This is a genomic window from Hydrogenophaga sp. BPS33, assembly GCF_009859475.1.
In the GTDB taxonomy this organism is placed as follows: Bacteria; Pseudomonadota; Gammaproteobacteria; order Burkholderiales; family Burkholderiaceae_C; genus Hydrogenophaga.
This window is the reverse complement of record NZ_CP044549.1, coordinates 5,660,199-5,684,411: the sequence shown is the minus strand read 5'-3', so window position 1 is coordinate 5,684,411 and position 24,213 is coordinate 5,660,199. Positions and strand designations below refer to the sequence as shown.

General features: G+C 67.0%; 23 protein-coding genes. 12 read left to right on the top strand and 11 right to left on the bottom strand.

Annotation, left to right across the window (positions count from 1 at the left end; all coding sequences use genetic code 11):
• The first annotated feature begins 154 nt into the window (after positions 1-154).
• The 4 genes from F9K07_RS26300 to F9K07_RS26285 all read left to right on the top strand — a co-directional run bounded on the left by F9K07_RS26300 (position 155) and on the right by F9K07_RS26285 (position 5,609).
• Complete coding sequence (locus F9K07_RS26300; RefSeq protein ID WP_159596219.1) at positions 155-1,303, top strand: hybrid sensor histidine kinase/response regulator; 1,149 nt, start codon at positions 155-157, stop codon at positions 1,301-1,303.
• Positions 1,281-1,910, top strand: a complete 630-nt coding sequence (locus F9K07_RS26295; protein WP_159596218.1) for a response regulator — start codon at positions 1,281-1,283, stop codon at positions 1,908-1,910. Before F9K07_RS26300 ends, F9K07_RS26295 begins: the two co-directional genes overlap by 23 nt.
• Before the next feature lie 500 nt (positions 1,911-2,410).
• The gene (locus F9K07_RS26290; protein ID WP_159596217.1) at positions 2,411-3,994 is read left to right on the top strand and encodes an MFS transporter; all 1,584 of its coding nucleotides are present in this window, start codon (positions 2,411-2,413) and stop codon (positions 3,992-3,994) included.
• Between the two features lie 247 nt (positions 3,995-4,241).
• A complete protein-coding gene (locus F9K07_RS26285) occupies positions 4,242-5,609 on the top strand; it encodes a Kelch repeat-containing protein (protein WP_159596216.1) in 1,368 nt (455 codons plus the stop codon).
• A 123-nt stretch (positions 5,610-5,732) separates the two neighbouring features.
• Here the strand turns inward: F9K07_RS26285 and F9K07_RS26280 are convergent, their stop codons facing one another.
• On the bottom strand, positions 5,733-5,975 hold the full coding sequence (locus tag F9K07_RS26280; RefSeq protein ID WP_159596215.1) for a glutaredoxin family protein: 243 nt from the start codon (positions 5,973-5,975) through the stop codon (positions 5,733-5,735).
• Positions 5,976-6,071: 96 nt separating this feature from the next.
• Here F9K07_RS26280 and F9K07_RS26275 point away from each other — a divergent pair, with 96 nt between their 5' ends.
• Positions 6,072-6,818: a sulfite exporter TauE/SafE family protein gene (locus F9K07_RS26275; protein WP_159596214.1), complete on the top strand. Its 747-nt coding sequence runs from the start codon at positions 6,072-6,074 to the stop codon at positions 6,816-6,818.
• A gap of 27 nt (positions 6,819-6,845) precedes the next feature.
• Positions 6,846-7,205: a YciI family protein gene (locus F9K07_RS26270; RefSeq protein ID WP_159596213.1), complete on the top strand. Its 360-nt coding sequence runs from the start codon at positions 6,846-6,848 to the stop codon at positions 7,203-7,205.
• A 19-nt stretch (positions 7,206-7,224) separates the two neighbouring features.
• Here the strand turns inward: F9K07_RS26270 and F9K07_RS26265 are convergent, their stop codons facing one another.
• Both F9K07_RS26265 and F9K07_RS26260 read right to left on the bottom strand, forming a co-directional pair.
• Positions 7,225-8,064, bottom strand: a complete 840-nt coding sequence (locus F9K07_RS26265; protein WP_159596212.1) for an enoyl-CoA hydratase-related protein — start codon at positions 8,062-8,064, stop codon at positions 7,225-7,227.
• Between the two features lie 6 nt (positions 8,065-8,070).
• A complete protein-coding gene (locus F9K07_RS26260) occupies positions 8,071-8,931 on the bottom strand; it encodes an enoyl-CoA hydratase/isomerase family protein (protein WP_159596211.1) in 861 nt (286 codons plus the stop codon).
• 77 nt (positions 8,932-9,008) lie between these two features.
• On the opposite strand from F9K07_RS26260, the gene F9K07_RS26255 reads away from it, so the two are divergent.
• Positions 9,009-10,247 carry a CaiB/BaiF CoA transferase family protein gene (locus F9K07_RS26255; RefSeq protein WP_159596210.1) on the top strand — a complete coding sequence of 413 codons (1,239 nt, stop codon included), beginning with the start codon at positions 9,009-9,011 and terminating at the stop codon, positions 10,245-10,247.
• A complete protein-coding gene (locus tag F9K07_RS26250) occupies positions 10,244-11,833 on the top strand; it encodes a class I adenylate-forming enzyme family protein (protein WP_159596209.1) in 1,590 nt (529 codons plus the stop codon). Before F9K07_RS26255 ends, F9K07_RS26250 begins: the two co-directional genes overlap by 4 nt.
• 25 nt (positions 11,834-11,858) lie before the next feature.
• Here F9K07_RS26250 and F9K07_RS26245 read toward each other — a convergent pair whose 3' ends face one another.
• A complete protein-coding gene (locus F9K07_RS26245; RefSeq protein WP_159596208.1) occupies positions 11,859-12,755 on the bottom strand; it encodes a PaaX family transcriptional regulator in 897 nt (298 codons plus the stop codon).
• 83 nt (positions 12,756-12,838) lie between these two features.
• Here F9K07_RS26245 and F9K07_RS26240 point away from each other — a divergent pair, with 83 nt between their 5' ends.
• On the top strand, positions 12,839-13,636 hold the full coding sequence (locus F9K07_RS26240) for a FadR/GntR family transcriptional regulator (RefSeq protein WP_159596207.1): 798 nt from the start codon (positions 12,839-12,841) through the stop codon (positions 13,634-13,636).
• Between the two features lie 27 nt (positions 13,637-13,663).
• Here F9K07_RS26240 and F9K07_RS26235 read toward each other — a convergent pair whose 3' ends face one another.
• From F9K07_RS26235 to F9K07_RS26210, 6 genes are read right to left on the bottom strand one after another with little or no spacing between them, the layout of a single operon-like run.
• Positions 13,664-14,650 carry a Bug family tripartite tricarboxylate transporter substrate binding protein gene (locus F9K07_RS26235; protein WP_159596206.1) on the bottom strand — a complete coding sequence of 329 codons (987 nt, stop codon included), beginning with the start codon at positions 14,648-14,650 and terminating at the stop codon, positions 13,664-13,666.
• A gap of 25 nt (positions 14,651-14,675) precedes the next feature.
• Positions 14,676-15,818, bottom strand: a complete 1,143-nt coding sequence (locus tag F9K07_RS26230; protein WP_159596205.1) for an acyl-CoA dehydrogenase family protein — start codon at positions 15,816-15,818, stop codon at positions 14,676-14,678.
• A gap of 37 nt (positions 15,819-15,855) precedes the next feature.
• Positions 15,856-16,815 (bottom strand): tripartite tricarboxylate transporter substrate binding protein, encoded by a 960-nt coding sequence (locus F9K07_RS26225; protein WP_159596204.1) that lies wholly within the window; start codon positions 16,813-16,815, stop codon positions 15,856-15,858.
• 16 nt (positions 16,816-16,831) lie between these two features.
• A complete protein-coding gene (locus F9K07_RS26220) occupies positions 16,832-18,031 on the bottom strand; it encodes a CaiB/BaiF CoA transferase family protein (protein WP_159596203.1) in 1,200 nt (399 codons plus the stop codon).
• A complete protein-coding gene (locus F9K07_RS26215) occupies positions 18,028-18,933 on the bottom strand; it encodes an enoyl-CoA hydratase/isomerase family protein (RefSeq protein ID WP_159596202.1) in 906 nt (301 codons plus the stop codon). The genes F9K07_RS26220 and F9K07_RS26215 overlap by 4 nt, the downstream gene beginning before the upstream one ends.
• A gap of 15 nt (positions 18,934-18,948) precedes the next feature.
• Positions 18,949-20,118, bottom strand: a complete 1,170-nt coding sequence (locus F9K07_RS26210) for a CaiB/BaiF CoA transferase family protein (protein ID WP_159596201.1) — start codon at positions 20,116-20,118, stop codon at positions 18,949-18,951.
• A 39-nt stretch (positions 20,119-20,157) separates the two neighbouring features.
• Between F9K07_RS26210 and F9K07_RS26205 the strand changes: the two genes are divergently transcribed.
• Genes F9K07_RS26205 through F9K07_RS26195 form a run of 3 tightly spaced genes read left to right on the top strand, consistent with a single transcriptional unit; the run spans position 20,158 to position 23,328 of the window.
• Positions 20,158-21,036, top strand: a complete 879-nt coding sequence (locus F9K07_RS26205; RefSeq protein ID WP_159596200.1) for a FadR/GntR family transcriptional regulator — start codon at positions 20,158-20,160, stop codon at positions 21,034-21,036.
• A complete protein-coding gene (locus tag F9K07_RS26200) occupies positions 21,033-22,199 on the top strand; it encodes a CaiB/BaiF CoA transferase family protein (RefSeq protein ID WP_159596199.1) in 1,167 nt (388 codons plus the stop codon). Before F9K07_RS26205 ends, F9K07_RS26200 begins: the two co-directional genes overlap by 4 nt.
• Complete coding sequence (locus tag F9K07_RS26195) at positions 22,192-23,328, top strand: CaiB/BaiF CoA transferase family protein (RefSeq protein WP_159596198.1); 1,137 nt, start codon at positions 22,192-22,194, stop codon at positions 23,326-23,328. The genes F9K07_RS26200 and F9K07_RS26195 overlap by 8 nt, the downstream gene beginning before the upstream one ends.
• On the opposite strand, the gene F9K07_RS26190 is transcribed toward F9K07_RS26195, so the two are convergent.
• Positions 23,325-24,191, bottom strand: coding sequence for a CoA transferase subunit A (locus F9K07_RS26190; protein WP_159596197.1), 867 nt, complete (start codon positions 24,189-24,191; stop codon positions 23,325-23,327). The two genes, F9K07_RS26195 and F9K07_RS26190, sit on opposite strands and share 4 nt — an antisense overlap.
• Positions 24,192-24,213: the final 22 nt, after the last annotated feature.

Genomic DNA, 24,213 nt, shown 5'->3' with positions numbered 1-24,213 from the left:
TCGTTTGCGGTGCCGAGAAGGGGTGTGGGGTATTACAATTTTCAACAATTGCTTGTCGCTGTATCGGCAGATAACGGGCCGAATTCAGGACCAATTTCCCGCTTGCCATGGCGGCGCCTGGGGCTCCCAGGGCCGCCGCTCCTCTTTCCACACCATGAGCGGAACGCCTCAAACCCCGGACAAAGCACCCGTGCGCATCCTGCACCTCGAAGATTCGAGGGTCGACCACGCGCTGGTGAAGTTCGCGCTGCAGCGCAGCCAGCTCGCCAGCGACATGGTGCTGGTGGACACCCTGGAGGATTTCCGTCGCGAGCTGGAGACCGCGCCTTTCGACGCGGTGCTGGCCGACTACCACCTGCCCGGCTTCACCGGCATGGATGCCTGGGACGTGGTGTGCGAGATGGGCCTGCGCCTGCCCTTCATCGTCCTGTCGGGCGCGATCGGCGAGGCGGCGGCGGTGGACGCCATGCACCGAGGCATCAGCGATTACATCCTCAAGGACAGCATGCACCGGCTCTCGCACGTGATCCAGCGTGCGATCGAAGTGGCGCAGACGCGGCGGGCCGCCGATGCCGCCGGGGCCGAGCTGGCCGAGTCGCGCCGGCGCCTGGCCGAACTGGCCGAACACCTGCAGACCAGCATCGAACAGGAGCGCGCCGACATTGCGCGCGAGATCCACGACGACATCGGCGGCGCCTTGGCCTCCGTCAAGCTCGATCTGGCGCTGGTCGCCCGGCGTGCGGACGACGCCAGCATGCAGAGCCACCTGGGCTCGGCGCTGGAAATGGTGCAGCACGCGCTGGATGCGAGCCAGCGCATCATGATGAACCTGCGCCCGCCCATTCTGGACCAGGGGCTGGTGGCGGCGGTGGACTGGCTGGCGGCGGGCTTCGAGCGGCGCACCGGCTTGCGCGTGGTGGTGCGGCGCTCGGCCGCCACGATCGACGTGCCGCGCGAGGTGCAGCTGGTGGCCTACCGCACCGCGCAGGAAGCCCTGACCAACATCAACAAGCACGCGCAGGCCAGCGCGGTGGACATCGATCTGAGCGACGGCGAAGGCGTGTTGACGCTGGAAGTGAGCGACAACGGCAAGGGCCTGGACGCGCACGCGCTGCGCAAGGCCAAGTCGTTCGGGCTGCTGGGCCTGCGCGAGCGCGCGGCCAAGGTGGGCGGCTGGCTCGACGTGAGCTCGTCGCCCAAGGGCACCTCGGTGATCCTGTCGGTGCCCTTGCAACTGGCGCAGAACCCGGACAACGCGGCCAAGGCCGATGAGGAATCGAATGATCAAAGTGATTTTGTGTGACGACCACGCGATGGTGCGCCGGGGCATCCGCGACACCATCTCGGAGGCCACCGACATCCAGGTGGTGGGCGAGGCGGCGAGTTATCCGGAGCTGCGCGAGGTCATGCGCAAGGTGGAATGCGACGTGCTGGTGCTCGACCTCAACATGCCCGGGCGCGGGGGGCTGGAGGTGCTGGGCACGCTGAAAGAAGAGGGCTCGCCCGTCAAGACCCTGGTGGTCTCGATGTACCCGGAAGACCAGTACGCCATCCGCTGCCTGCGCGCGGGCGCGCGGGGCTACCTGAACAAGGCCGGTGAACCGGCCGAACTGGTGGCCGCCATCCGCACCGTGATGCAGGGGCGCAAATACGTGACCCCCGAGGTGGCGCAGATGCTGGTGGACACGCTCAACGCGCCCGAGAGCGAGGAGCTGCACGCCAGCCTGTCCGAGCGCGAACTGCAGACGCTGCAGAAGATCGCCTCGGGCAAGAAACTCTCGGACATCGCCGAAGAGCTCATGCTCAGCCCCAAGACCGTGAGCGTGTACCGCGCGCGGGTGCTGGAGAAGCTGCACCTGACGAACAACGCCGAACTCACGGTCTACGCCATCCGCAATGGAATCGTGTGAGCACCCCCCTGCGCCGCTGCGCGGCTTCCCCCCTCTGTGGCGCGCCTTCGGCGCTTCGAAGGGGGGACGACACCTTGGGCCGGCTGAGCTGTCCCTCGATGCCTCTGGATGGGGCACTTCGCTCCGGCGGCTGTGTCTTCGCTCCCTCGCCCCTCTGGGGAGGGTTGGGGTGAGGGTGACCCCGATCCCGTCTTCTGCCGTTGGGCCGGGCTGAGCAGCGCAGGGGTGCGGGGAAAAAGAAGTTCGCGTGTTTGAGTCCGCGCAGCGGGCGAGTTTGCGAACTTCTCCCCGCACACCGAGCAGCGCAAGGAACCCCGAAGGGGCCCGGTCTTCGGCTCGCCTTTCTTTTGCTTACTTTTCTTTGGCGAAGCAAAGAAAAGTGAGTCGGCCGCCGGGCCGAGACCCGGCTTGCCACGAAAGAGATAAAGCTACGCCAGCGCCAAGCAAGCCAAGCAAGCCAACCGCCAGCGCAGATCCAGCCAGCTGCGGATAATCCCCCGATGCCCGCGCCATCCACCTCGATCTGGAGTCCTCTTCGCCAACCCGCTTTCCGCTGGCTCTGGATCTGTGGCGCGGTCTTCTTCATCGGCAACGGCATGCAGACCATGGCGGCCGCCTGGCTCATGGTCGAGCTCACCGGCTCTTCGTTCCTGGCTGCGCTGGTGCAGACCGCGGTGTTCCTGCCCATGTTCCTGCTGGCCCTGCCCGCTGGTGTATTAGCCGACACCACCGACCGCCGGCGCCTGATGTCTGGCGCACTGATCGCGCAGGGGGTGGCCAGCCTCTTGCTGGCCGTGCTGGTGCTCGCCGGCAAGGGCGGTCCCGCGTCGGTGCTGTTCCTGGTGTTCGTGGCCGGTTGCTGCACGGCGGCGCTCACGCCCGCCTGGAACTCCTCGGTGGTCGATCCGGTGCCGCGCGGCGAATGGTCTCAGGCCATCACCGCCATCGGCATTGCCTACAACGCCGCACGCGCCATCGGCCCCACGCTGGCCGGCCTGCTGTTTGCCCAGCTGGGTGCGGGCTGGGTGTTCGCCGTCACCGTGATGACGACGGCGGTAATGTGGGAAGGCATCCGCCGCTGGCCGCCGCGCGCGCACCCGCCGTCGTCCTTGCCGCCCGAGCGTCTGTGGGGCGGCACGCTCAGCGGCCTGCGTTTCGCCTGGCATTCGCGCATCATCCTGGCGCAGTTGGTACGGGTGATGGCGTTCAGCGCCGCCGGCGCGGCCTTGTGGGCGCTGTTGCCGGTGATCGCCCAGCGCCAGCTCGGCACCGGTGCCGAAGGCTTCGGGCTGCTCATGGGCTGCCTGGGCACCGGCGCGGTAGCCTCGGGCCTGGTCATCGGCCGGCTGCGCGCGCGTTTCCCGCTGGACCGCCTGGTGGCCCTCGCCTGCGTGGTCTTCGCAGCGGTGATGCTGATCGCGGCCTGGGTGCGCATTCCCGCCGTGGTCTATGTCGCCATGACGTTTGGCGGCGCGGCCTGGATGGCCACCATGTCCACCATCAACACGGCCACCCAGGCCAGCGCGCCCGCTTGGGTACGCTCGCGCGCGGTGGCCATGCACATCCTCTCGGCCCTGGGCGCATTCGCCATCGGCTCGGCGTTCTGGGGCGCCGTGTCCGACGTGATCGGCCTGAGCGCTGCCTTGGTGGCCGCCGCCGTGGCCATGGCCGCCGGCCTGCTGCTCGTGCGCCCCTTCCCCTTGCGCGTGGGCGGCGACCAAGAGGTGACGCAGGGCACGCCGTGGGACGAGTTGTTCATCGTCGACGAGCCCAACCCCGAGGCCGGCCCCATCGCGGTGGAGGTGGGCTACCGCATCCGCCCGGGCGTGGACACCGCGTTTCTCGACACCATCGCCCGCATGAAGGACCCGCGACGCCGCGACGGTGCCACCTTCTGGCGCGTCTACAAGGACCTGGGCGAGCCCTCGCGCTATGTCGAACGCTTCATCGTGACCTCCTGGGCCGATTACCTGCACCAGCGCGCCCGCGCCACGGTGGCCGACCACGCGATCGAAACCGAGGTGCGTGCATTTCTGGCCGAAGGCGAGAGTGCGCGCATGTCGCACTACATCGCCGAGCGATGAGGCCGCGCGGAGCCCCACGGGGATAGCACCGAGGTCGGTGAAAACGGCAAGCCTTCGGACGGGGCTCAAAGCGGCCATGAGGCGGGGATTCGAAAGGCGATGGCAGGCGCAAGATTTCGCCCGTGGGAGGGCTGACGGCAGGGCGCCTATGCAGCGTGGTCAGCAGCACATAGGCGGTCCGAGGCGGTGGCGGTGCAGACCCCGGCGCAAGGGCCGGTTCAGCCAATGCCCACTGGAGTGATCTCCCATGACCCGCCCCATTTCCCACGCATCCACCGCCACGCCCACCCAGCGCAACCGCCGACTGCTGTTGGCACTACCGGCCGCCTGCGCACTGCCGGCGCTCACCGCTTGCGGTGGCGGTGCCGATCTGAGCTACGACACCGAGCAGGCGCTGTATTTCGTGGATGAGCCCATCACGCCCAACATTCCGGAACTGGCCACCAAAAACCAGATCACCGCCGGCCACACCGCGCCTACGTTCTCCGTCAAGCCGGCACTGCCCATCGGCTTGGCGCTGAATGCCCAGACCGGTGTGATCTCCGGCACGCCCACCCAGCTGCAGCGGCAGAGCAGCTATACGGTCTCGGCCCGCAACAACCGGGGCACCGCAGAGACACGTGTGCGCATCACGGTGACGGGCCGAGGTGCTTGGGTTCCTGTGGCGACGGTGCCCGGCGCCAGGTATTCCACCACCATCGCGCCGCTGCCCGGAGGCAAGTTTCTGGTGGCAGGTGGGCTGATGGCCGGCGGGGGTGTGACAGAAACGGCCGCCATTTACGATGCCTCGTCGGCCACCTGGAGTTCTGCAGCCGCCATGCTGAAGCCTCGCAATCTCCCTTTGTCCGTGGCGCTGCGCGATGGTCGCGTGCTCGTCCTGGGCGGTGACCTCACCAGTGCCGATCCCGGCGCCACGGAGATCTTCAATCCCTACACATCGAGCTGGACGGAAACTGGCCGTCTGAACGTGGCGCGCGATAGGTGTACGGCGCATCTGTTGGCCAGCGGCAAGGTGCTGGTGGTGGGTGGGCAAAATCCGTTTACGGGTGAACCCATCGACACCGCCGAGCTGTATGACCCGAGCACAGAGGGCTGGACCCCACTGCCCACGCGCTTATCGACCGAGCGGTACCTGCACGCCTCAGCGTTGCTCCCGGGTGGCACGACGCTGCTGGTGGCGGGGGGCAACGGGGTCACGACGGCTGAGCTCTACAAGGTGGACGGCAGCGCCACCAAAGTGATTCCATACGGTCTCGAGGGCTTCCAACACCAGGCGGTGAAATTGGACGATGGCAGTGTCTTGGTCATTTGCGCCGGGCAGTCGAAACGGTTCAACCCGCTCACGTCGAGCTGGACCACGAGCACCCCGCTGTACGGCGAACGCATCTTCCCAACCATGACGGCGTTGGCTGATGGCCGCGTGCTCGTGGCTGGTGGGGCTGCCACAAACACCGCCGAAATCTACAACCCGGACGTCAATCGCTGGACCGCCGCAGCGCCCGTGGCTGTCGAGCGCAATCGGGCTGCGGCCACCTTGTTGGGCGATGGCAGCGTGCTCATGGTGAGCGGTATTGGGCTCGGCATGGTAGATGCGAGCGAACGCTATATCCCTTGAATCGCTTCGAGACCGGCGTGCGACTACCGCGGGTGCCGGTCCCCCTGTTCATGGCCGCCGCGGTTGCGCCTCCCAGACATTCTTGGTGGAGCGCCGGTGCGGGCATGCACTGAAATAACGGGCTTACTTTCCCATCTGCACCAACGCCGCCTGCAAGCCGGTGAGGCCGCCCACACGCTGGTCGTTGATGAAGATCTGCGGCATCTGCCGCACGGACGGGCCGCATTTCTCATAGAACGCCAGGCGTTCGGCCTCGTCGTCGATCTTGATTTCCTCGAACGGCAAGGAGCGCGATTTCAGCAGCATCTTGGCCGACTCGCATTGCGGGCAGGCGGACTTGGAATAGACGGTGATTTTGAGTGACATAGGGCCGGAGTTTACGGGTTGCCCCGGTGCACCCGGGTACAGTCCGACGGATGTTTCCACGTCCTTCGAAGGGGTGTCCGTTGACACCGCCGTCCCATGCCACCTGAGCTCGCCCTGCTCGTGCTGGGCGCGGCCGTGGCGGGCTTCGTCCAGGGGCTCTCCGGTTTTGCGTTCGGCATGGTCGCCATGTCGTTCTGGGTCTGGGGCATCGAGCCGCGCGTGGCGGCGGTGATGGCGGTGTTCGGCTCGCTCACCGGGCAGATCGTGGCCGTGGTGTCGAGCCGGCGCGCTTTCCAGTGGCGGGCGCTGGCCCCGTTCCTGATGGGCGGCGCGCTGGGCATTCCGCTGGGCATCGCGGTGCTGCCGCATCTCAATCCCGATCTGTTCAAGCTGGTGCTGGGCAGCGTGCTGGTGCTCTGGTGCCCGGTGATGCTGTTCTCCTCCCATCTGCCCAAGGTGCAGGCGGGCGGGCGTCTCGCCGATGGCGTGGCGGGCGCGGCCGGCGGATTCATGGGCGGCATCGGGGGCTTCACCGGCGTGGTGCCCACGCTGTGGTGCACCCTGCGCGGCTGGGCGAAAGACGAGCAGCGCGCGACCATCCAGAATTTCAACCTCGCGGCGCTGGCCTGCACCATGCTGGGTTACGTGCTTACCGGCACCGTCACGCGCGACCTGTGGCCACTGCTGCCCTGGGTGGCGGGGGCGTTGCTGGTGCCCGTGCTGCTGGGCACCCGCCTGTACGTGGGCCTGAGCGAAGCGGCGTTTCGCAAGCTGGTGCTGACGCTGCTCAGTTTCTCTGGCGTGGCCATGCTGGTGTCGGCGGTGCCGCGCCTGCTTTCATGAACGAACGAACGAAGGAGCCCCCATTCCATGACCACCGAGTCCAACACCGTGTCCGATTACCTCGTGCTCTCGCGCGGTCAATGGGACGCCGACGCGTCCCCCGAGGACATTCAGCGGGCGATCGACGACTTCTATATCTGGCACGACCGGCTCGTGGCCGAAGGCCGGATGAAGAGCGGCCAGCGCCTGGCCATGCCGACCAAGCTGGTCAGCCGCCAGGGCGTGATCGACGGCCCCTTCACCGAAGCCAAGGAAATCGTCGGGGGCTACTGGTTCTTCCTGGCCTTCGGCCTGCAACTGGAGGTTCGGCCGGTGGACGACGAGCGCTGCAACGCGCTCAGCACGACGTGCGAGACGCCACCGTCCGTGCGCGCGGCGAGGACTTGAAGGCTGACGTCGTGCAGACTCAGGGCTTGCCCAAGGGCTGGAACGCCGGCGCACGCTTCTCCTGCATCGCCTTCACCCCTTCCTTGCAATCGGGGTGCTTGAGCAGTTCCCCGGTCAGGCGCTTGGCGTCTTCCACCGAGCGGCCCGGTTGCAGGTGCATTTGTTCCGCATAGACCTGCCGCTTGGCCGCGCGCACCGCGACCGGTGAGACCGTGGCCGCCAAGGCGCGGGCACGCGCCAGCACCTGCGCTTCGAAGTCTTCGGCCGGCAGCACGCCGTGCAGGAAGCCCAGGGTCTGCATTTCCTCCGCGAGCACCACACGCCCCGTGAAGAGGATCTCCACCGCCGGCGACAAGCCGATCAGGCGCGGCAGCACCCACGACAGGCCGTACTCGGCGGGCAGGCCCAGCCTGGACGTGGCTGCCGTGAACTTTGCGCCCGCCGCGGCATAGCGCAGATCGCAGAACGCGGTGAGCGAGACCGCGATGCCCGCGCACGCGCCGTTCACGGCGGCGATCACCGGCTTGTTCATGCCCCAGTGCCACACCAGCTCGTGTTCGAACTCCTCGTGCACGCCCTTGCCGGGTTCGGCCAGTTCCAGCTCTTCCGTCGCCTTGCTGTAGTCCTTCGTCGAGGCCTGGTGGTGTTCCAGCGCGCGGAAGTCCGCGCCGACGCAGAACTGGCGCCCCGCGCCGGTGACCACGATCACGCGCACCTCCGGGTTCTCGTCGTGCGATTGCATCAACCAGCGGTATTCCGCGTTCATGCGGTGCGTCCAGGAATTGCCGCGCTCGGGCCGGTTCAGGCGCACCAGCGCCACGCCGTCCTGCACGCTGGATTCGGTGACCTTGAGCTCCATGTCGTATTACTCCGTGTCGTCGAAACGCTGGTCGCGCTGCTTGAACGTGGCGGTGGTGCCCGTTTGCGAACGGTTGCGCAGGATGTTGAACTCGTCGTCTTCGAAGCGCAGGTTGGTGCCGAGCGTGTGGCCCACATAGCCGCGCGAGAACTGCGCCGCGCCGCCCAGGCTCTCCAGCGCCATCTGGTGCATGGCCTTGCCGGTCACCAGGGCGTCGCGCGGGTGCTTGGCGATGCGTTGCGCCCAATCGCTCACGGCTGCGTCCAGTGTGTCGCCAGGTACCGACAGGTTGACCAGTCCCAGGCGTTCGGCGGTGGGGCCGTCGAAGCTGTTGCCCAGCAACATGAGTTCGCGTGCCTTCTTCGCGCCGTACATCAGGATCTGGCTGTTCATGTGCCAGGTGTTGCCGGCCAGGCCCAGGCGCTGCTCGGCGTGGCTGAACTGCGCGTCGTGCGCGCACACCGCGAGGTCCACCAGCTCCACCAGGTACATGCCCACGCCGGTGCAGTGGCCGTGCACCTGCGCGATCACCGGCTTCATCGAGTTCTGGAACGCCATGTAGTTCATGCCCAGCTTGCGGTCGCGCAGCAGGCGCGTGCGCTGGCTGGGGCGGCGCGGCTTCTTGCCGTCGGCTGCGGGCTCCAGGCCGTAGGACTTCAGCGCGTCGTTGTAGTCGTGCCCGGCGCAGAACGAGGGGCCATTGCCCTTGAGGACGATGACGCGCACGTCGTCGTCTTCCTCGGCTTCGTGCAGCGCGGCGACCAGGCGGTCCAGGTCGTCGAAGCGCAGCGCGTTGTGTTTGTCCGGGCGGTTCATCACCAGCCGCGCGACGGGTCCTTGTTTCTCGACGATCACAGCATCGTCCATGGGCGTATCTCCTGAATGAATCTGGGTGAAATGATACATCGTTTGACCGTAACGTCAATCGGTTGTAGCATTTCGGCATGACTTCATCAAACGCTGTATTGCCTCTTTCCGATCAACCTGCACAGCCCTTGAAGGGCGTGCGCGTGATCGAATTTGCCCACTGGATGGCAGGCCCCCTGTCGGGCGGCCTGCTGGCCGACTGGGGCGCCGACGTCATCAAGGTCGAGCCACCGGGTGGTGAACCCATGCGCACCATCTTTGCCAAGATGGGCGCGCGCGCCGGAACGCCGAACGCGGCCTTCACGCTGGCCAACCGCGGCAAACGCTCGCTGGTGCTCGACGTGAAGACCGACGAAGGCCTGGCCGCGTTGGGCAAGCTGCTGGCCAACGCCGACGTGCTGCTGACCAACCTGCGCCCCGATGCACTGCAGCGCCTGGGCCTGGGCGCGGCCGAGATCCGCCAGAAATACCCGCGTCTCGTTTACTGCTCGGTCAGCGCATACGGTTGGGGCGGCCCGGACCAGGACCGGCCGGGCTACGACATCGCCGCGTTCTACGGTCGCACCGGCGTGGCGCACGAGATCACCACCGCCGGCACGCCGCCGCCCGCCCTGCTGCAAGGCATTGGCGATGCGTTCACCGCGATGACCGCGACCACCGGCATCCTGGCCGCGCTCATGGAGCGCCACCAGACCGGCCAGGGCCGCGTGGTGGAGGCCTCGCTCATGCGCACCGGCATGTGGGCGCTGGGGGGAGAACTGGGCCAGCAGGCTTTGGGCGGCAACCCCAAGCCACCCAAGCCACGCGAACAATCGCGCACGCCCATGTACAACTCCTACCGCACGGCCGACGACCGCTGGTTCTTCCTCGTCGGAGTGGAAGCGCGCCGGCACCTGCCCACGGTGTTGCGCGCCATCGGCCGCGAAGATCTGGTGGACGACGAGCGCTTCAAGGATGGGCGTGGTATCGGCACGCACGCGGCCGAGCTGATCGCGCTGTTCGACCAGGCCTTCAACAGCCAGCCCATGGCGTACTGGGCCGAGCAACTCGACCGCCACGAGGTGTGGTGGGCGCCGATCCAGGTGCCGGCGGAAGTGCTGAACGACCAGCAGGCCGAAGCGATCGGCGCCTGGACCACGGTGGAGGGCAAGCAGTCGGTCGACGCGCCGGTGCGCTTTGATTTCATGCCGCGCGGCGAAGCGCCGCGCGCGCCGCAGACCGGTGAACACACCGCGCAGGTGCTGGCCGACTATGGCTTCACGGCCGAAGAGGTGCAGCGGCTCAGCGCCGTGGCGGCGCCAGGAGAACAGCCTTGAACGCGGTCGTTGAAACGCCGCTCTGGGGTCGCGAGGTCGAAGCGGGCCGGGTCCAGGGGCACCCGTGCCGCCTCTATGCAAACCGCCCGCGTTCGGTGGGCGCGCTCTTGCGCGACGCGCGCCGCTGGCAAGAAGGCGCCCGCACCTTCATCGTCGAGGGCGAACGCCGCCTGAGCTTTGGCGCGTTCGAAGCGGCGGTGGCGCGTGTGACGGAGCAACTGCAGTCGCGCGGCGTGCGCCCAGGCGAGCGCATCGTGCTGCTGGCCTACAACAGCATCGAATGGCTCGCGGCCTTCTGGGCCGTGCAGTCGCTGGGCGCTGTCGCGGTGCTGTGCAACGCCTGGTGGAGCGCGCAGGAAACCAGTGAAGCCATCGCCGACGTAGAGCCCGCCTGGGTGTTGGCCGATTGGCTCGCCAAGCGCGGCCTGCAGGACGACCCGAACGTGATCGACATGGCCACGGTGCGGGAATGGGTGAATGGCGGTGAGCGTCCACCGTTGCCGCCCTTGCCCGAGGTGGCCGAGGACGCGCTGGCCATCATCATGTTCACCTCCGGCACCACCGGCCGCGCCAAGGGTGCGCTGATGTCGCAAGGCGGCGTGGTGGCCAACCTGCAGAACCTGCTGGTGCTCACCGGGCGTTTGCCCAGCGAGATGTCGCTGGACCAGCCCGGCACGGTGAGCCTGCTCACGGTGCCGCTGTTCCACCTGGCCGGCGTGCAGGTCAGCATCTCGACCCTGCTCACCGGCGGCAAGCTGGTGCTGCAGGAAGGTCGCTTCGATGCCGGCGCGGTGCTGCGCCTCATCCAGCAGGAGCGCGTGCGCGTGTGGGGCAGCATTCCCACCATGGTCTCGCGCGTGCTGGAGCATCCCGACGCGGTCCGCTACGACGTGTCGAGCCTGCGCTCCATTCCCATGGGCGGCTCGGCGATCTCGCCCGAGTTGCGCGCGCGCATTCCGCAGGTGTTTCCCGGCGTGAAGAAAAGCGTGGGCAGCCTGTATGGCTGCACCGAGGCCGGTGGCATTCTCGCGGCCGGCAGCGCGGACACGCTGCGCGAGCGGCCCGGTTGTGTGGGCAAGGCCTTGCCGGTGGTCGAACTGCGCATCGCCAACCCGGACGAGCGCGGTGTGGGCGAGATCCAGGCGCGCACGCCCACGGTCACGCTCGGGGTGTGGGGCGAGGCCGAAGGCGCGACCGACGAAGATGGTTGGGTGCGCACCGGCGACCTGGGGCGGGTCGAGGGCGACTACCTCTACCTCAGCGGACGTTCGAAGGACATCGTGATCCGCGCCGGCGAAAACATCGCCTGCGCGCACGTCGAGCACTGCCTGCTGCGCCACCCGGCGGTGCAGGAGGTGGCGGTGGTGCCGCTGCCGCACGCGGATCTGGGTGAAGAAGTGGCGGCGGTGGTGGTGCTGCGCGAAGGCCAGAGCGCCAGCGCCGAAGAGCTTGCGGCGCATGCGCAATCGTTGCTGGGCAAGTTCGAGGTGCCCAGCCGCTGGTGGTTGCGCCGCGAAGCCTTGCCGACCAACGCCACCGGCAAGATCGCCAAGGCCGAGCTCAAGGCAGATTGGCGCGGCGGCTAAAACGGTTTCGTATGGGGCGCCCCGTTCAGGCGATCTCGCTCATGGCCTGCCACTGCGCGTGCGCGGGCTCACGCCAGCGCGCGCGCAATTCGTTGAGCCGTTTCGTCACGCGCGTGCCCACCCAGTCGCTGGGCAGCAAGGAATGCGGCAAGCCTGGGTCGACCGCGGGCAGACGCTGGAACGCGTTGACCAGCTGGGCGTGGGCCTGGAAGTGGTCTTCGGCGTTGCGCGGGCGCAGGGCACTGAAGCGCGATTCGAGCTCCAGGTAGTGCTCGGCCAGCGCGGGCACGTCCCACGCCTTTTGCACCAGCGTGGGCTGGGGAATGCCGAAGTCCAGCGAGCGCGCCTGGAAGGCCAGCGTGTCGTCCTCCAGGCCCAGTTCCCGCAGTTGCGCGCGCACCGCGTCGGCACGGTCGGCGTGCGGGCAGATCCACAGACCCGGCGTGGGCGAGCCAAAGCCCATCCAGTGCAACACGCGGTAGAGCCGCAGTCGATCGGCACGGCGCGTTTCGGGCAGGGTCACGTGCAGCAACAACCAGCCGCCGGCCCACTCGTGCTTGTTCTGCGCCAGGCCCAGCACGCGGCGGGACCCTTCGGCGATCAGTGCCGAGCCGCCTGGCGACAGCGCCCACCAGGCCTGCCGGCCTTCCTTGCCGCCTTCGATCCAGCCCGCGGTGTTCGCGCGCGCCAGCGCCTGCCGGGCGGCCTTTTCGGCAATGCCCACCAAGGCGAAGGCCTGCAGCAAGGTCTGCGTCCACACGCCTTCGGTGGAGGGGTAGACGTATTCGCCGAGGAGGGTGAGCAGCAGCGAGCGTGCGCTGGCCGCAGGCGCGGCGGGCGGCGGGTTGGCGCTCACTGGGATGCCTTCGCCCTGTCGGGCTGCGGCGCGAGCTTGCTTGGGGCGGCCCGGCGCTGCGCTCATGCGCGAACTGGAAAATGGATGACCATATGACATGATACTGACGGCATGCCCACGGGCACCCCAATCCGCAACCACTCTCTTCCATGGCCACCACCAGCGACACCTCCAAAACCACCGCCGCCCGCAAGTCGCGCCGCCTGGCGTTCAAGCCGGTCAACAGCACGCGACCGGCCGAGGCGATTCAGGCGCAGATCCGCAAGCTCATCGCGTCGCACAAACTCAAGCAGGGTGACCGCTTGCCGACCGAGCGCGAACTGTCGGAACAGCTGGAAGTCAGCCGCAACACCGTGCGCCAGGCGATCCGTTCGCTGGCCGATGGCGGCTTGCTGGAGGTGAAGAAGGGCGCCACTGGTGGCGCGTTCATCCGTGGCGGTGGGGGCGATGCGGTGCGCGCCGGCATGGTCGACCTGTATTCGCTTGGCGCGATCCAGCCCCAGCACCTGACCGAGACGCGCCTGCTCATCGGCGTGGAAGTGGTGCGCCTGGCCTGCGAGCGCGGGAGCGAGGAAGAGCTGGTCGAGCTCGAGAAGAACGTGGAAGAGGCTCAGGCCGCCGCGAAAGCGGGCGATGCGCCGCGCCGCACCGCCATCAATCTGGAGTTCTACCGCATCCTCGCGCGCATGACGCACAACCCCTTGCTGGTCATCGTGACCGACGCGGTGATGGCGATCACGCTGAAATTCGTGGAGGACTTCATGCGCACCTCCAACATCACGGTGATGCCGTTTCGGCGCGAGTTGCTGGTGCTGCTGCGCAAGCGCGACGCCGAGGCCTCGGCCACGCTGATGCGCGACCACCTGCTCCGATTGCAGAAGATCTACCTGGACGAAGTGGCGGTGCGCAGCAAGGCGTCGAGCAAGGCGGGCAAGAACGGCGGCTGAGCCCGTTGCTCAGCCGCATGCGTCGCGTCAGCGCTCAGGTCGGGACCTGGCTTCTTCGACCAGGCGTTTCGAGGAACTGACGTCCGCTTGCAGCTGCTTCGAAAACGCGTCGGGATCCAGCAGCTCGGGCACCATGCCCACCCGGTCCATGAAGGATTGCACCCGTGGTGAGGAGGCGGCCTTCGATGCGGACGCGAAAAGGGCGGTCACGCGCTCCTTCGACGTTCCGGCGGGGGCAAAGAAGCCGTACCAGACGCCCGCCTCGAAGTCCCGCTGGCCTGTTGCCTCGGCCAGTGTGGGCACATCCGGGAAGCTGCTCAGGCGCTTCCTGGAGCCGACCGCCAGCATCCGCAACTTGCCGGCCTTGACGTGTTGCTCCGCAGCGGTGACCGACACGATGCTCACCAGCACACTGCCCGCCACCACGTCCAGCAGGGCTTGGCCGGTGGCGCGGTAGCGCACGTCCTGCAACCGGATGCCCATGGCCTGGTTGAGCTTTTCGCCATACAGCTGGCCGGGCGAGCCCACACCCGACGACGCGTAGTTGGCCTTGTCCGGGTTCTTGGCCACGTAGTCCTTGAGCTGCTCGAGGTTTTGGATCGGCCACTGTGGCGCGGTCACGAGCACCAGCGGCACCGAACCCACCCGCGCGACCGGCACGAAGGAGCTCAGCGGGTCGTAGGGCGGCTTGTCGAGCGAAAAGGGGGACGTGGCAAAGGGCGGGTTGGCGGTGAACAGCAGGGTGTAGCCGTCCGCCTTGGCGCGGGCGGCGTGCTGCGTGCCGATCACGCCGGCGGCGCCCTCCCGGTTCTCCACCACGAAGGGAACGCCTTCCTGCGTTTGCAGCTCGCCCGCCAGTTCGCGCGCCAACAGGTCGAGGCCGTTGCCGGGCGAGTAAGGCACGATCAGGGTCACACGGTCGCTGGGGAATTTTTGGGCAAGCGCGCTCTGCATGCCCATCAGAGCCGAAGAGGCCAGGATGGCTGCGTTCAGGATTCGCAAGGTGCTGGTCATGTTGTCTCCTTGGGGGTGTGGGGTGTCAGGCTTTCAGCAGTTCACGGGCCACCACCAGCCGCTGGATCTGGTTGGTGCCTTCGAAGATCTGCGTGAGTTTGGCGTCGCGCATCCAGCGTTCCACGGGATAGTCGCGCGTGTAGCCATAGCCGCCGAAGATCTGTACCGCATCGGTGGTGACCTTCATGGCCATGTCGCTGGCGAAGCACTTGGCCATGCTGGCGAAGTAGCTCAAGCGCTTCCAGTCACCGGCGTCTGCGGCCTGGGCGCATTCGTAGACGAGGCAGCGCGCCGCTTCGGTCTGGATCGCCATGTCGGCCAGCATGAACTGGATGCCCTGGTATTCCGCGATGCTCTTCTTGAACTGCTTGCGTTCCCGCGCATAGGCCAGGGACGCATCGAGTGAGCCCTGCGCCAGGCCGACGCACTGCGCGCCGATGGTGGGCCGGTTCATGTCCAGTGCGCGCATGGAGGCGCGGAAGCCCTTTCCCTCCTCGCCCACGAGGTTCTCGGCGGGGACGTGCACCTCGTCCAGGAAGATGGGCGTGTTCGGCGCACCCCGGAATCCCATCTTGCGCTCATGCCGCCCGAAGGTCACGCCCTTCATCTTCCTGGGCTCGATCACGAAGGCACTGATGCCGGCAGCCCCGGGTTCGTCGCTGGTGCGCGCGTACAGCATGATGTATTCGGCCTCGCAGCCGTAGCTGCACCACTGCTTTCTGCCGTTCAGGACGTAGCCGTCGCCTCTGCGCTCGGCACGGGTGGCGATGGCGCTCACGTCCGAGCCGGCCTGCGGTTCGGAAATGGCGGTGGCGGTCACCACACCGCCTGCGGCCAGCTGGGGAAGGAAGCGCTGCCGCTGCTCTTCGCTGCCGAAGTGCAGCAGGGGCATGGCAAACATCGTGTTGAGGCCGGCGAGCGTGGCGCAGGCCGGCGAGGCGCGCGAGATCTCTTCCCGCGCAATGCACATCATGGTGAGGTTTCCATCGGGTCCACCGTATTGCTCGGGCACGAGCAACTGCATCAATCCCATTTCGCCAAAGAGCTTGACCAGCTCGAGGGGAAAGCGATCGGTCTCATCGATCTCGGCCGCGATGGGCGCCACGTGGCGCGCGACCATGCGGCGCACGGTGTCCTGAAAGGCGGTCTGTTCTTCGTTGAATTGCATGTTCAGCGTCTCGTTTCCATTGCGATGACTTCCCGGACTAGGGTTTGATGCCCTGCAGCTTGATCAGCTCACCCCAGCGCACCGTGTCGCGCGTGAGAAGCTGTTGCAGGTCCTGCGGAGTGGATGTCTCCAGCTCGAAGCCTTGCGCGGACAGGGCAGCTTCTTCACCGCGCAGAATGTCGCTGATGAGGGTGTTGAGCCGCGACACAAATTCGGTGGGTGTTCCGCGTGGCGCAAACATGCCGTACCAGATGTTGCCGTCCACGCCCGGAATGCCTTGTTCCGACAAGGCTGGCACGCCCGGCAGGAGCGGTGAGCGCTTGTCGCCCGTCACCGCCAGCGGCACGAGCTTGCCGCTGCGCACGTGCGGCGCGACGGCGCTGGCGGTCAGCGGCGCCATGTCGATCTGCCCGGCGACCAGATCGGTCAACTGCTGGGCCGACCCCCGGTAGGGGATGTGCATGATGTAGGTCTTCGTGGCCGTCTTGAACAGCTCGGCGGCCAGGTGGTTGGGCGTGCCGTTGCCGGGGCTGCCGTAGTTGAGTTTGCCCGGTGCCTTGCGCGCGGCCTGGAGCAGATCGTCGATGGACTTGAAGCCGGTTCCCGTGTGCGTCACCAGCACCAGTCGGCTCCAGCCCATCAGCATCACAGGCGCCAGGTCCTTGGTCGCCTCGAACGTGGAAGACGGTTGCAGCATGGCCCCGGTGGCCAGCGTGCTGGCCGCGATCAGCACGGTGGAGCCGTTCGGCGCCGCACGGGCGACCGCCTCGGCGCCGATGTTGCCGGACGCGCCGGTGCGGTTCTCGACCACCACCGGGCGGCCCAGGCGCTGCGACAGCTTCGGGCCGATCAACCGCGCCAGCAGGTCGGGCGTGGACCCGGGTGTCGTGGGCACGACGATGTGCAGCGGCCCCTCGGGCGGGTTCTGGGCCAACGCAGGGGTGCATGCCAGAGCCGAGATCAGGCATGCACTTAAAACGGTTCGACGGTTCAACATGTTTGTCTCCTTGTGTTCAGGGGTGTGGTGTGGCGAGGCGGAAGGCAGCGCCCTGGCGAACCAGTGCGTCGATCTGTTCTGCGGTCAGGCGCAGTTCGTCGCGAAGCACAGCCTGCGTGTCGGCGCCAAACGGCGCCGCATGCGCGCCCGTGCCGGGCCGCACACCGTCCAGCGCAAACGGCAGTCGGGTCGTGAGGAAGCTGCCGGCGGGGTCCTGCACCGATGCGAAGCTGTCGCGCTGTTGGAACTGCGGGTCCTGGATGACCTCGCGCAAGTCGCGGTAGCGGGCGCAAGGCACACCCTGTGCGGCAAACGTGCGCTCGCATTCCACGGCGCTGCGGTGGCGGGTCCAGTCCTCGATGCGGTCCATGAAGGTGTCCCAGTTCTGAAAGCGGTCCGCATCGGTCGCCAGCAGCGGGTCCTCGCGCCATTGCGGCTGCCCCACGGCGTCGCAGAGGTTGAGGAAGTTGCGGTGGTTGATGGGCGTGACCAGCACCCAGCCATCGCTGGCACGCATCGGCCGGTACACCGGCCGTGGCTGCTGCTGCGCCTGTTGCGCGCTCTGGAACTCGTAGGGCATCACGTTGAGCACGCTGTCCATCAGGTTCACGTCGATCACGGTGCCCCGTCCGGTGCGCTGGCGCTGCAGCAACGCCGTCTGGATGGACATCGCCGCAAACATCGCGGTGAGCATGTCGGCCATCGGCATGGACGCACTGATGGGCTCGCCGTTCGGGCCTTTTCCCAGCGCCATGTCGAACCCGCTGGCGGCGTGCACGACCGGCGCGTAGGCCGGTCGGGCCGACCAGTCGGTGTCCTGTCCGAAGCCGGAAATGGAGCAGTAGATCAGCGCAGGACGTTGCTCGCGCAACGCCTGCGCGCCCAGTCCCAGGCGCTGCATCACGCCCGGGCGAAAGGCTTCCACCACCACATCGGCCGAGGCCGCCAGTGAACGGGCGAGGCCCAGCCCGGCCGGCTGCTTCAGGTCCAGCGAGATGCAGCGCTTGCCCGCATTGAGATGGCCAAAGAAGGCGCTGTGTCCGTCGCGCAGCGGTGGTCGGTGGCGCATGTGGTCACCCTCGGGCGGCTCCACCTTGATCACCTCGGCGCCCAGGTCGGACAGCCATCGCGTGCAGTATGGGCCTGCGATCATGGTGGAAAAGTCCACCACCCGCAGGCCTCGCAGCACGCCTGCTGCGGCATGCGGGCTTGTCATTCGCCCTGTCCCGGGCGCTTCTCACCCTTTTGGTCAAAACGTTCCTCGCGTCCGTGAGAGGCCGCGCGCACGCCCTTCTCTCGGCGCTGCTTCATGAAGTTGTATTCGTCTTCTTCATAGCGGATGTTGGTGGACAGCGCATGCATCACGTACCCATGCGTGAACTGGCTCGTCATGCCCAGCGAATCGAGCGCCACGTGTGCCGCTGCCTTGCCGATGGCAATGGCGTCGCGCGGCAGCCGCGCAATGCGGTCGGCCCAGTCCTCGCCTGCGGCATCGAGCTGGTCGTCTGGAACCACCTTGTTGACCAGGCCCATCTGCACCGCTTCCTGTGGCGGCAGCACGTCGGCGATCAGCAGCAGTTCCCGCGCCTTCTTCGGGCCAGCGGCCAGGATGTTCCAGGCCGTCATGTAGGCCGCGCCGGCCAGACCCGACTTCTGTTCCGGGTGTCCGATGCGGGCCGCATCGCTGGCAATGGCCAGATCGCACGCCTCGACGATGTGCAGGCCCGCACCCACGCAATATCCCCGCACCAGAGCAACGGTCGGCTTGCTGCAGTAGAGCAGGTCGCGAAACTGGTTGAGATGCCGGCGATCGAAGTCGAGCCGCGCCCGCTGGCTGGGTCGACGTGCTTTGCCACTCGGATCGAAACCGTATTCGCTGCCGATCTCGACCAGATCGTGGCCGGCACAGAAGTGCCCGCCTGCGCCCTGGATGACGACCACACGGATGTCGTCGTCCCGCTCGGCATCCGACAGGCATTCCATCATCCTGTCGAAAGACGCATAGCTCAGCGCATTCCGCTTTTCGGGGCGGTTGAAGGTGATGTAGGCCTTGCCATCCTTCTTCTCGAAGAGCACGGCCGTTTGGGGATCGCTGGTTGCAGATGTCGTGGTGTTCATGGACTTGTCTGTCTTTCAAGGAAGAGGGCTCAGGCGCTCGCGGATGGCTTGGGCGTCGGCGTCCACCGCGGGAGGGGCGCCAGCCGGGCGCAGCATGGCGCCGTCGAATCGCGCCGGGTACCGGGTGACACGCAGGGGCATGCCGGCCGGGGAGGGCACCTCGTGGTAGATGCGGTTGTGCACCACCTGGGGATCCGACAGGTGTTCGTCCAGCGTGCGCACCGGCGCGGCGGGAACGTCGAACTGGCGGAACGCTTCCAGCCAATGGGCGCTTGGCCGGGCCGACAGGATCTCGTTGAGATGGCGGTAGAAGAAGTCGATCATCTCGCCGTGGTTCTTCATCGACAGCATCTGCTCCTTGAGGTCGGAGCGGCCAACAGCCTTGAGCGTGCGTGAGAGCTGCCCGCCATTCACAGGCGCAATGATCAGGTGCCCATCGGCGGTGCGCACGACCGGGTTGAAGGGCTCCTTCCAGGGCGTCTCGTCGCCGACGAAGGTGCGGTGCTGCGCCATGTCGCAGAAGTTGAAGTAGGCCGTCACATCGAGCATCGGCAGGGCAACATGTCCGCCCTTGCCGGTGCGGCCGCGCTGCACCAGGGCCGCCAGAACCGCCTGCGCGCCATAGGCGGCGACCACCTTGTCCACCACCCAATAGGCCGCCACGGCCGGCGTTCCACCGCCACCGTGCAGATGCGCCATGCCGCTGTAGCCCTGAATGAGCGAGTCGTACGCAGGCTCCTCGGACAGCGGACCACTTTCCCCGTAGCCCGTGATGGACAGGTGGACCAGGCGTGGGAACAACGCCTCCAGCACCTCGCGTCCCAGACCCAGCGAAGCGGCGACATGTGGGCGCCAGTTCTCGACCAGGACGTCCGCCTCCAGCAGGAGCTGCTTGAGCGTGGCCAGGCCGGTGTCCTGCTTGAGATCCAGAACGATGCTTTGCTTGCCGCGGTTGCAGGTCGACCACAGCGCGCTCCAGCCGTTGACCTTGTGGCCAAACCCGCGAAAGCCATCGCCTCCGGGCGGCTCCACCTTGATCACCTCGGCGCCAAGGTCTGCCAACGTGGTGGAAGTCAATGGTCCGGTCATGTAGCTGCTCAGATCAATGACGCGAATGCCTGCGAGTGGCGCTTCGTTCGGCTCGCTGCTGGCGGTCTGTGCTGGGGATTTTATTGGGTCATCCATAGTGATATTATGGGTCACCCTTTTTTGGAAAGTCAACCGATGCTCAGCATTTCAAGCCGAACCGTGCCGGCCGGACGCCGTGCCACAGGTCTTTCTGCGCATGGCGTGGCGACACCACGCCAGCCGCCTGTGCGCACCGCAGAAAGGGGTGCGAAACGCCCGCACTTCCAACCCGTGACCGGCGCGCGACCGGCGGCCGAAATCATTGAACAGGTGCGCAGCATGCTGCGCAGTCAGGAGCTTCAGTCGGGCGATCGGCTGCCGCCCGAAAGGGAGCTGGCAGAACAGTTGCAGGTCAGCCGCAACACGGTGCGACAGGCGCTGCGATCGCTGCAGGAGCAGGGGCTTCTGGAGATTCGGCATGGCCCTGCCGGTGGTGCGGTGATCCGCAGCAATGGCGGCACGGCGGTGGAAGCGGTTTTGGGCGACCTGTTCTCGCTGGGCACGATACGGCCCCAGGACCTGACGGAGGTGCGCGTGCTGATCGGTACCGAGGTCGTTCATCTGGCGTGCCAGCGTGCCAGCGAAGCCGAGTTCGATCAGCTGGAGGCCAACGTGGCCGCTGCCGAAGAGGCCATTCGCCAGAACGATCTGGCCAGGCGCACGGAGCTCAACCTGGAGTTCCACAAGCTGCTGGCGCGCATGACAGGCAATGCACTGCTGGTGGCCATCACCGACGCGGTGATCGCCATCACCCGGGAGTTCGTGAGCCGCATCGAACGCACGCCCAGCAGCCTGGTGATGCCGTTTCGGCGCCGCTTGCTGCGAAGCCTTCGGGCCCGGGACGCGGTGGCCAGCACCGACGCCATCCGTCGCCATCTCTTGCGGCAGCAGACGCTGTATCTCAAAGAGGCCGCCCGCTTGAGCGCGGCTGAAACCACAGGCGGCCAGCCGATGAAGAGGAAGGGCGCACCATGATCGCACCTGGCGCACTCGAGGGGTTTCGCGTCCTCGACTTCTCTCAGATGATGGCGGGCCCGCTGTGCGCGACGATGCTCGCCGACTTTGGCGCCGACGTGATCAAGATCGAACCGCCCGAGGGCGACGCGATGCGCAACACCGGCGAGACGCGCATCGGCGGCGAAACCGAGTTCTATTTGAGTGTGAACCGCAACAAGCGCAGCGTCGTGCTCGATCTCAAGTCCGCACATGGCCTGCAAGCTGCGATGCGGCTGATGCAGACCGCCGATGTCGTGATCGAGAACTTCAGACCGGGCACGGCCGATCGGCTCGGCATTGGCTACGCAGCGGTGCGGGCCGTCAACCCCAAGATCGTTTACTGCTCGCTCTCTGGCTTTGGCAAGGACAGCGTCAACCGGGACCGGCCGGCACTGGACCCGGTGATCCAGGCGATGTCTGGCGTCATGCAACTGTCTGGCACCGCGCAGACGGGACCGCTGCGCACCGGCTTCGCGGTGTCGGACTTCTCCACACCGATCTTCGCTGCCTATGGCGTGGCACTGGCCCTGCTGGCCCGGGAGCGCAACGGATCTGGCCAGCGCATCGACCTGTCCATGCTCAATGCCACGGTGGCTGCCATGGTGCCGCGCGAGGGCTACTACTTCGCCACGGGCCGCACGCCCGAGCGGCACGGCAATGAGCACTACCAGATCGTGCCTTACGGCGCCTACGAAACCAGCGACCAGCGCCAAGTCTTCATCATTGCGCACAACGACAAGTACTGGGCTGCGCTGGTCCGGGCCTTGGCGCATGCCGAACTGGACGATGCGCGCTTCGCCACCGGCAAAGGCCGCCTCGCGCACCGGGCCGATGTGAACGCCCTGATCGCCCAGGCATGCCGAGCCGTGTGCGTTGACGAGTTGATGCGGCGGCTGACCAACGAGGGCGTTCTTTTCTCGTTGGTGCGCTCCTTCGAAGAGGTGTTCACCGACCCGGAGATCGAGCGCGACATGGTGGTTCGCATCGCCCATCCGACGGCTGGCGAGGTGCGCGTCCTTGCCAATCCGCTGCAGCTTTCGGGCACACCTGCCCGTGTCCGCTTGGCGCCGCCGCTGCTGGGCCAGCACACCGAAGAAGTGTTGGCAGAAATCGGCATGGGCGCAGGAGACGGCCATGCCTGAGTCTTCGCAGACGGCGCCTGTCGCCGCACCTGGCATCCTCAGCGGTGTGCGCATCGTGGAGATCAGTGGCCTCGGCCCCGGGCCGTTCTGTGCCATGCACCTGGCCGATCTGGGGGCCGATGTGATCTCCATCGAACGCGCCGACACCCGCCTGGCGCTGCAACCCGTGCGGCGTGGGAAGCGTTCGGTGGTTGCCGACCTGAAGGACCCGGCCGACCGCGAGCTGGTGCTGGCACTGCTGGACGGTGCCGACGCGCTGATCGAGGGCATGCGGCCGGGCGCGATGGAGCGCCTGAACCTCGGGCCCGAGCTGTGCATGTCGCGCAACCCGCGCCTGGTCTACGGGCGCGTGACCGGCTGGGGGCAAGAGGGGCCGCTGGCCCGCGCCGCAGGGCACGACAACAACTACGCCGCCCTGGCCGGGGCGCTTTATTTCAACGGCACCGCGGCGGAGCCGCCGGTGTCGGCGGTGTCCCTGGTCGGTGACATCGGCGGTGGGGCTCTCTACCTCGCCGTGGGCATCCTTGCCGGCCTTCTGAGGGCGCGCGCAACCGGCCTTGGCATCGTGGTGGATGCCGCCATGGTGGACGGCTGCGCCCACATGCTGCACGTGTTGCTGGGCACGCAGGCCAAGGGCATGACCGGCTTGAACCGCGGCGGCAACATGCACGATGAATCTCACTTCTTTGCCACCTACCGCTGCAGGGACGGCGAGTTCATCACGTTCGCTGCGGTAGAGCCCGCGTTCTACCAGGTCATGCTGGACAAGCTGGGCCTGTCCGGGGATGCGCGTTTCACGGCCCAGTGGAACCGCGCGCTGTGGCCGACGCTGAAGGCACATGTGGCGCAACGGATCGCCGAGCGCACGCGCGCCGAATGGTCGCAATTGCTGGATGGCAGCGATGCCTGCTTTGCGCCGGTGCTGAGACCGCAGGAGGCCGGATCGCACCCGCACATGGCGGCGCGCGGCACCTTCTTCGAGCGGCAAGGCATGCTCCAGGCATCGCCGGCCCCTCGCTTCGATGGTCTGCGCACCGACCCCGGTCGGGTGCCCGCGCTGGGCGAACACTCTGATGTCGCACGCGCGGCACACGCGCGCAACGACATCGGGTCGATGTGGCGCTCTTAGTGTGAAATGCCCGCGAGCATGCTGCCCCCCACCGCGTCCAGGTACGCGTCGTGGCGTTCGGGGTGAACGTAGTGCCGCAAGTACGCCTGAAAGGCCTCGTCTGTCCGGCTCGCCTCCACATACGCGCGCAGATGCGCCTCGTCGTTGCGGTAGAGAGACGGTGATGACGTCGGGTGCGCGCCGAAAGGCGCCTCCACGATCATGTCCACCATGGACCGGGGCAGCTTGGTCAGGTGGTTGGACGCCCTGACTGTTTCCCGGGAGACGATGCGGTCCACCGAGACGATGACCTTGCGCGAGGCTTGCGCCAGCATCGCGTCGAAAAATGGCGTGCCCAGGTACTGCACATTGCCCAGATCGTCGGCCTGCTGCGCGTGCAGCAGACAGACATCGGGGTGAATGGCCGTGACCGCGAGCAACTTGCGCTCGCCCGGCGCAGTGGGCAGTTCCCGGTAGTGTTCAGGCGCATGCCGGGGCAGGTCGGTGCCCAGGTCCGGCACAGGCATGTACGGCAAGTCGCAGATGGCGGCGCGCAGCCCGCCGGCGATCGCAGGGCCATCCAGGTCGTATACCTTCAACGTCCCGGCCTCGGCCTGCTTGCGAAAGTGCGGCGCCAGGCCGAACTGCTCGAAGCTGATGAACACGCAGCACGTTGAGCGCGCACATCCCGCACCGATCAGCATGTCGGGCGCGATCGATCCGGGTGCTGGCACCAGGTCGAGATTCTTCGCGCCCTTGCGGATCAGGGCGCGGACCAGGGCCATGGGTTGCCCGTTGAAAATCCATCCGCCCAAGGCCACCCGCGAGCCATCGGGTATGTCGGCCATGGCCTCGGACAGTGAAACGAACACAGGTTTTTTCATGGTGCTTCTGGCGAATGGGGTT

Bases quoted from the DNA above. Each gene is read 5' to 3' on its own strand.
- F9K07_RS26190 (WP_159596197.1), bottom strand. From the start codon at position 24,191: ATGAAAAAACCTGTGTTCGTTTCACTGTCCGAGGCCATGGCCGACATA.
- F9K07_RS26265 (WP_159596212.1), bottom strand. From the start codon at position 8,064: ATGGAGCTCAAGGTCACCGAATCCAGCGTGCAGGACGGCGTGGCGCTG.
- F9K07_RS26275 (WP_159596214.1), top strand. From the start codon at position 6,072: ATGCCACCTGAGCTCGCCCTGCTCGTGCTGGGCGCGGCCGTGGCGGGC.
- F9K07_RS26245 (WP_159596208.1), bottom strand. From the start codon at position 12,755: ATGAGCGCAGCGCCGGGCCGCCCCAAGCAAGCTCGCGCCGCAGCCCGA.
- F9K07_RS26295 (WP_159596218.1), top strand. From the start codon at position 1,281: ATGATCAAAGTGATTTTGTGTGACGACCACGCGATGGTGCGCCGGGGC.
- F9K07_RS26220 (WP_159596203.1), bottom strand. From the start codon at position 18,031: ATGACAAGCCCGCATGCCGCAGCAGGCGTGCTGCGAGGCCTGCGGGTG.
- F9K07_RS26280 (WP_159596215.1), bottom strand. From the start codon at position 5,975: ATGTCACTCAAAATCACCGTCTATTCCAAGTCCGCCTGCCCGCAATGC.
- F9K07_RS26210 (WP_159596201.1), bottom strand. From the start codon at position 20,118: ATGGATGACCCAATAAAATCCCCAGCACAGACCGCCAGCAGCGAGCCG.
- F9K07_RS26270 (WP_159596213.1), top strand. From the start codon at position 6,846: ATGACCACCGAGTCCAACACCGTGTCCGATTACCTCGTGCTCTCGCGC.
- F9K07_RS26285 (WP_159596216.1), top strand. From the start codon at position 4,242: ATGACCCGCCCCATTTCCCACGCATCCACCGCCACGCCCACCCAGCGC.
- F9K07_RS26230 (WP_159596205.1), bottom strand. From the start codon at position 15,818: ATGCAATTCAACGAAGAACAGACCGCCTTTCAGGACACCGTGCGCCGC.
- F9K07_RS26225 (WP_159596204.1), bottom strand. From the start codon at position 16,815: ATGTTGAACCGTCGAACCGTTTTAAGTGCATGCCTGATCTCGGCTCTG.
- F9K07_RS26235 (WP_159596206.1), bottom strand. From the start codon at position 14,650: ATGACCAGCACCTTGCGAATCCTGAACGCAGCCATCCTGGCCTCTTCG.
- F9K07_RS26200 (WP_159596199.1), top strand. From the start codon at position 21,033: ATGATCGCACCTGGCGCACTCGAGGGGTTTCGCGTCCTCGACTTCTCT.
- F9K07_RS26290 (WP_159596217.1), top strand. From the start codon at position 2,411: ATGCCCGCGCCATCCACCTCGATCTGGAGTCCTCTTCGCCAACCCGCT.
- F9K07_RS26205 (WP_159596200.1), top strand. From the start codon at position 20,158: ATGCTCAGCATTTCAAGCCGAACCGTGCCGGCCGGACGCCGTGCCACA.
- F9K07_RS26255 (WP_159596210.1), top strand. From the start codon at position 9,009: ATGACTTCATCAAACGCTGTATTGCCTCTTTCCGATCAACCTGCACAG.
- F9K07_RS26215 (WP_159596202.1), bottom strand. From the start codon at position 18,933: ATGAACACCACGACATCTGCAACCAGCGATCCCCAAACGGCCGTGCTC.
- F9K07_RS26240 (WP_159596207.1), top strand. From the start codon at position 12,839: ATGGCCACCACCAGCGACACCTCCAAAACCACCGCCGCCCGCAAGTCG.
- F9K07_RS26195 (WP_159596198.1), top strand. From the start codon at position 22,192: ATGCCTGAGTCTTCGCAGACGGCGCCTGTCGCCGCACCTGGCATCCTC.
- F9K07_RS26260 (WP_159596211.1), bottom strand. From the start codon at position 8,931: ATGGACGATGCTGTGATCGTCGAGAAACAAGGACCCGTCGCGCGGCTG.
- F9K07_RS26300 (WP_159596219.1), top strand. From the start codon at position 155: ATGAGCGGAACGCCTCAAACCCCGGACAAAGCACCCGTGCGCATCCTG.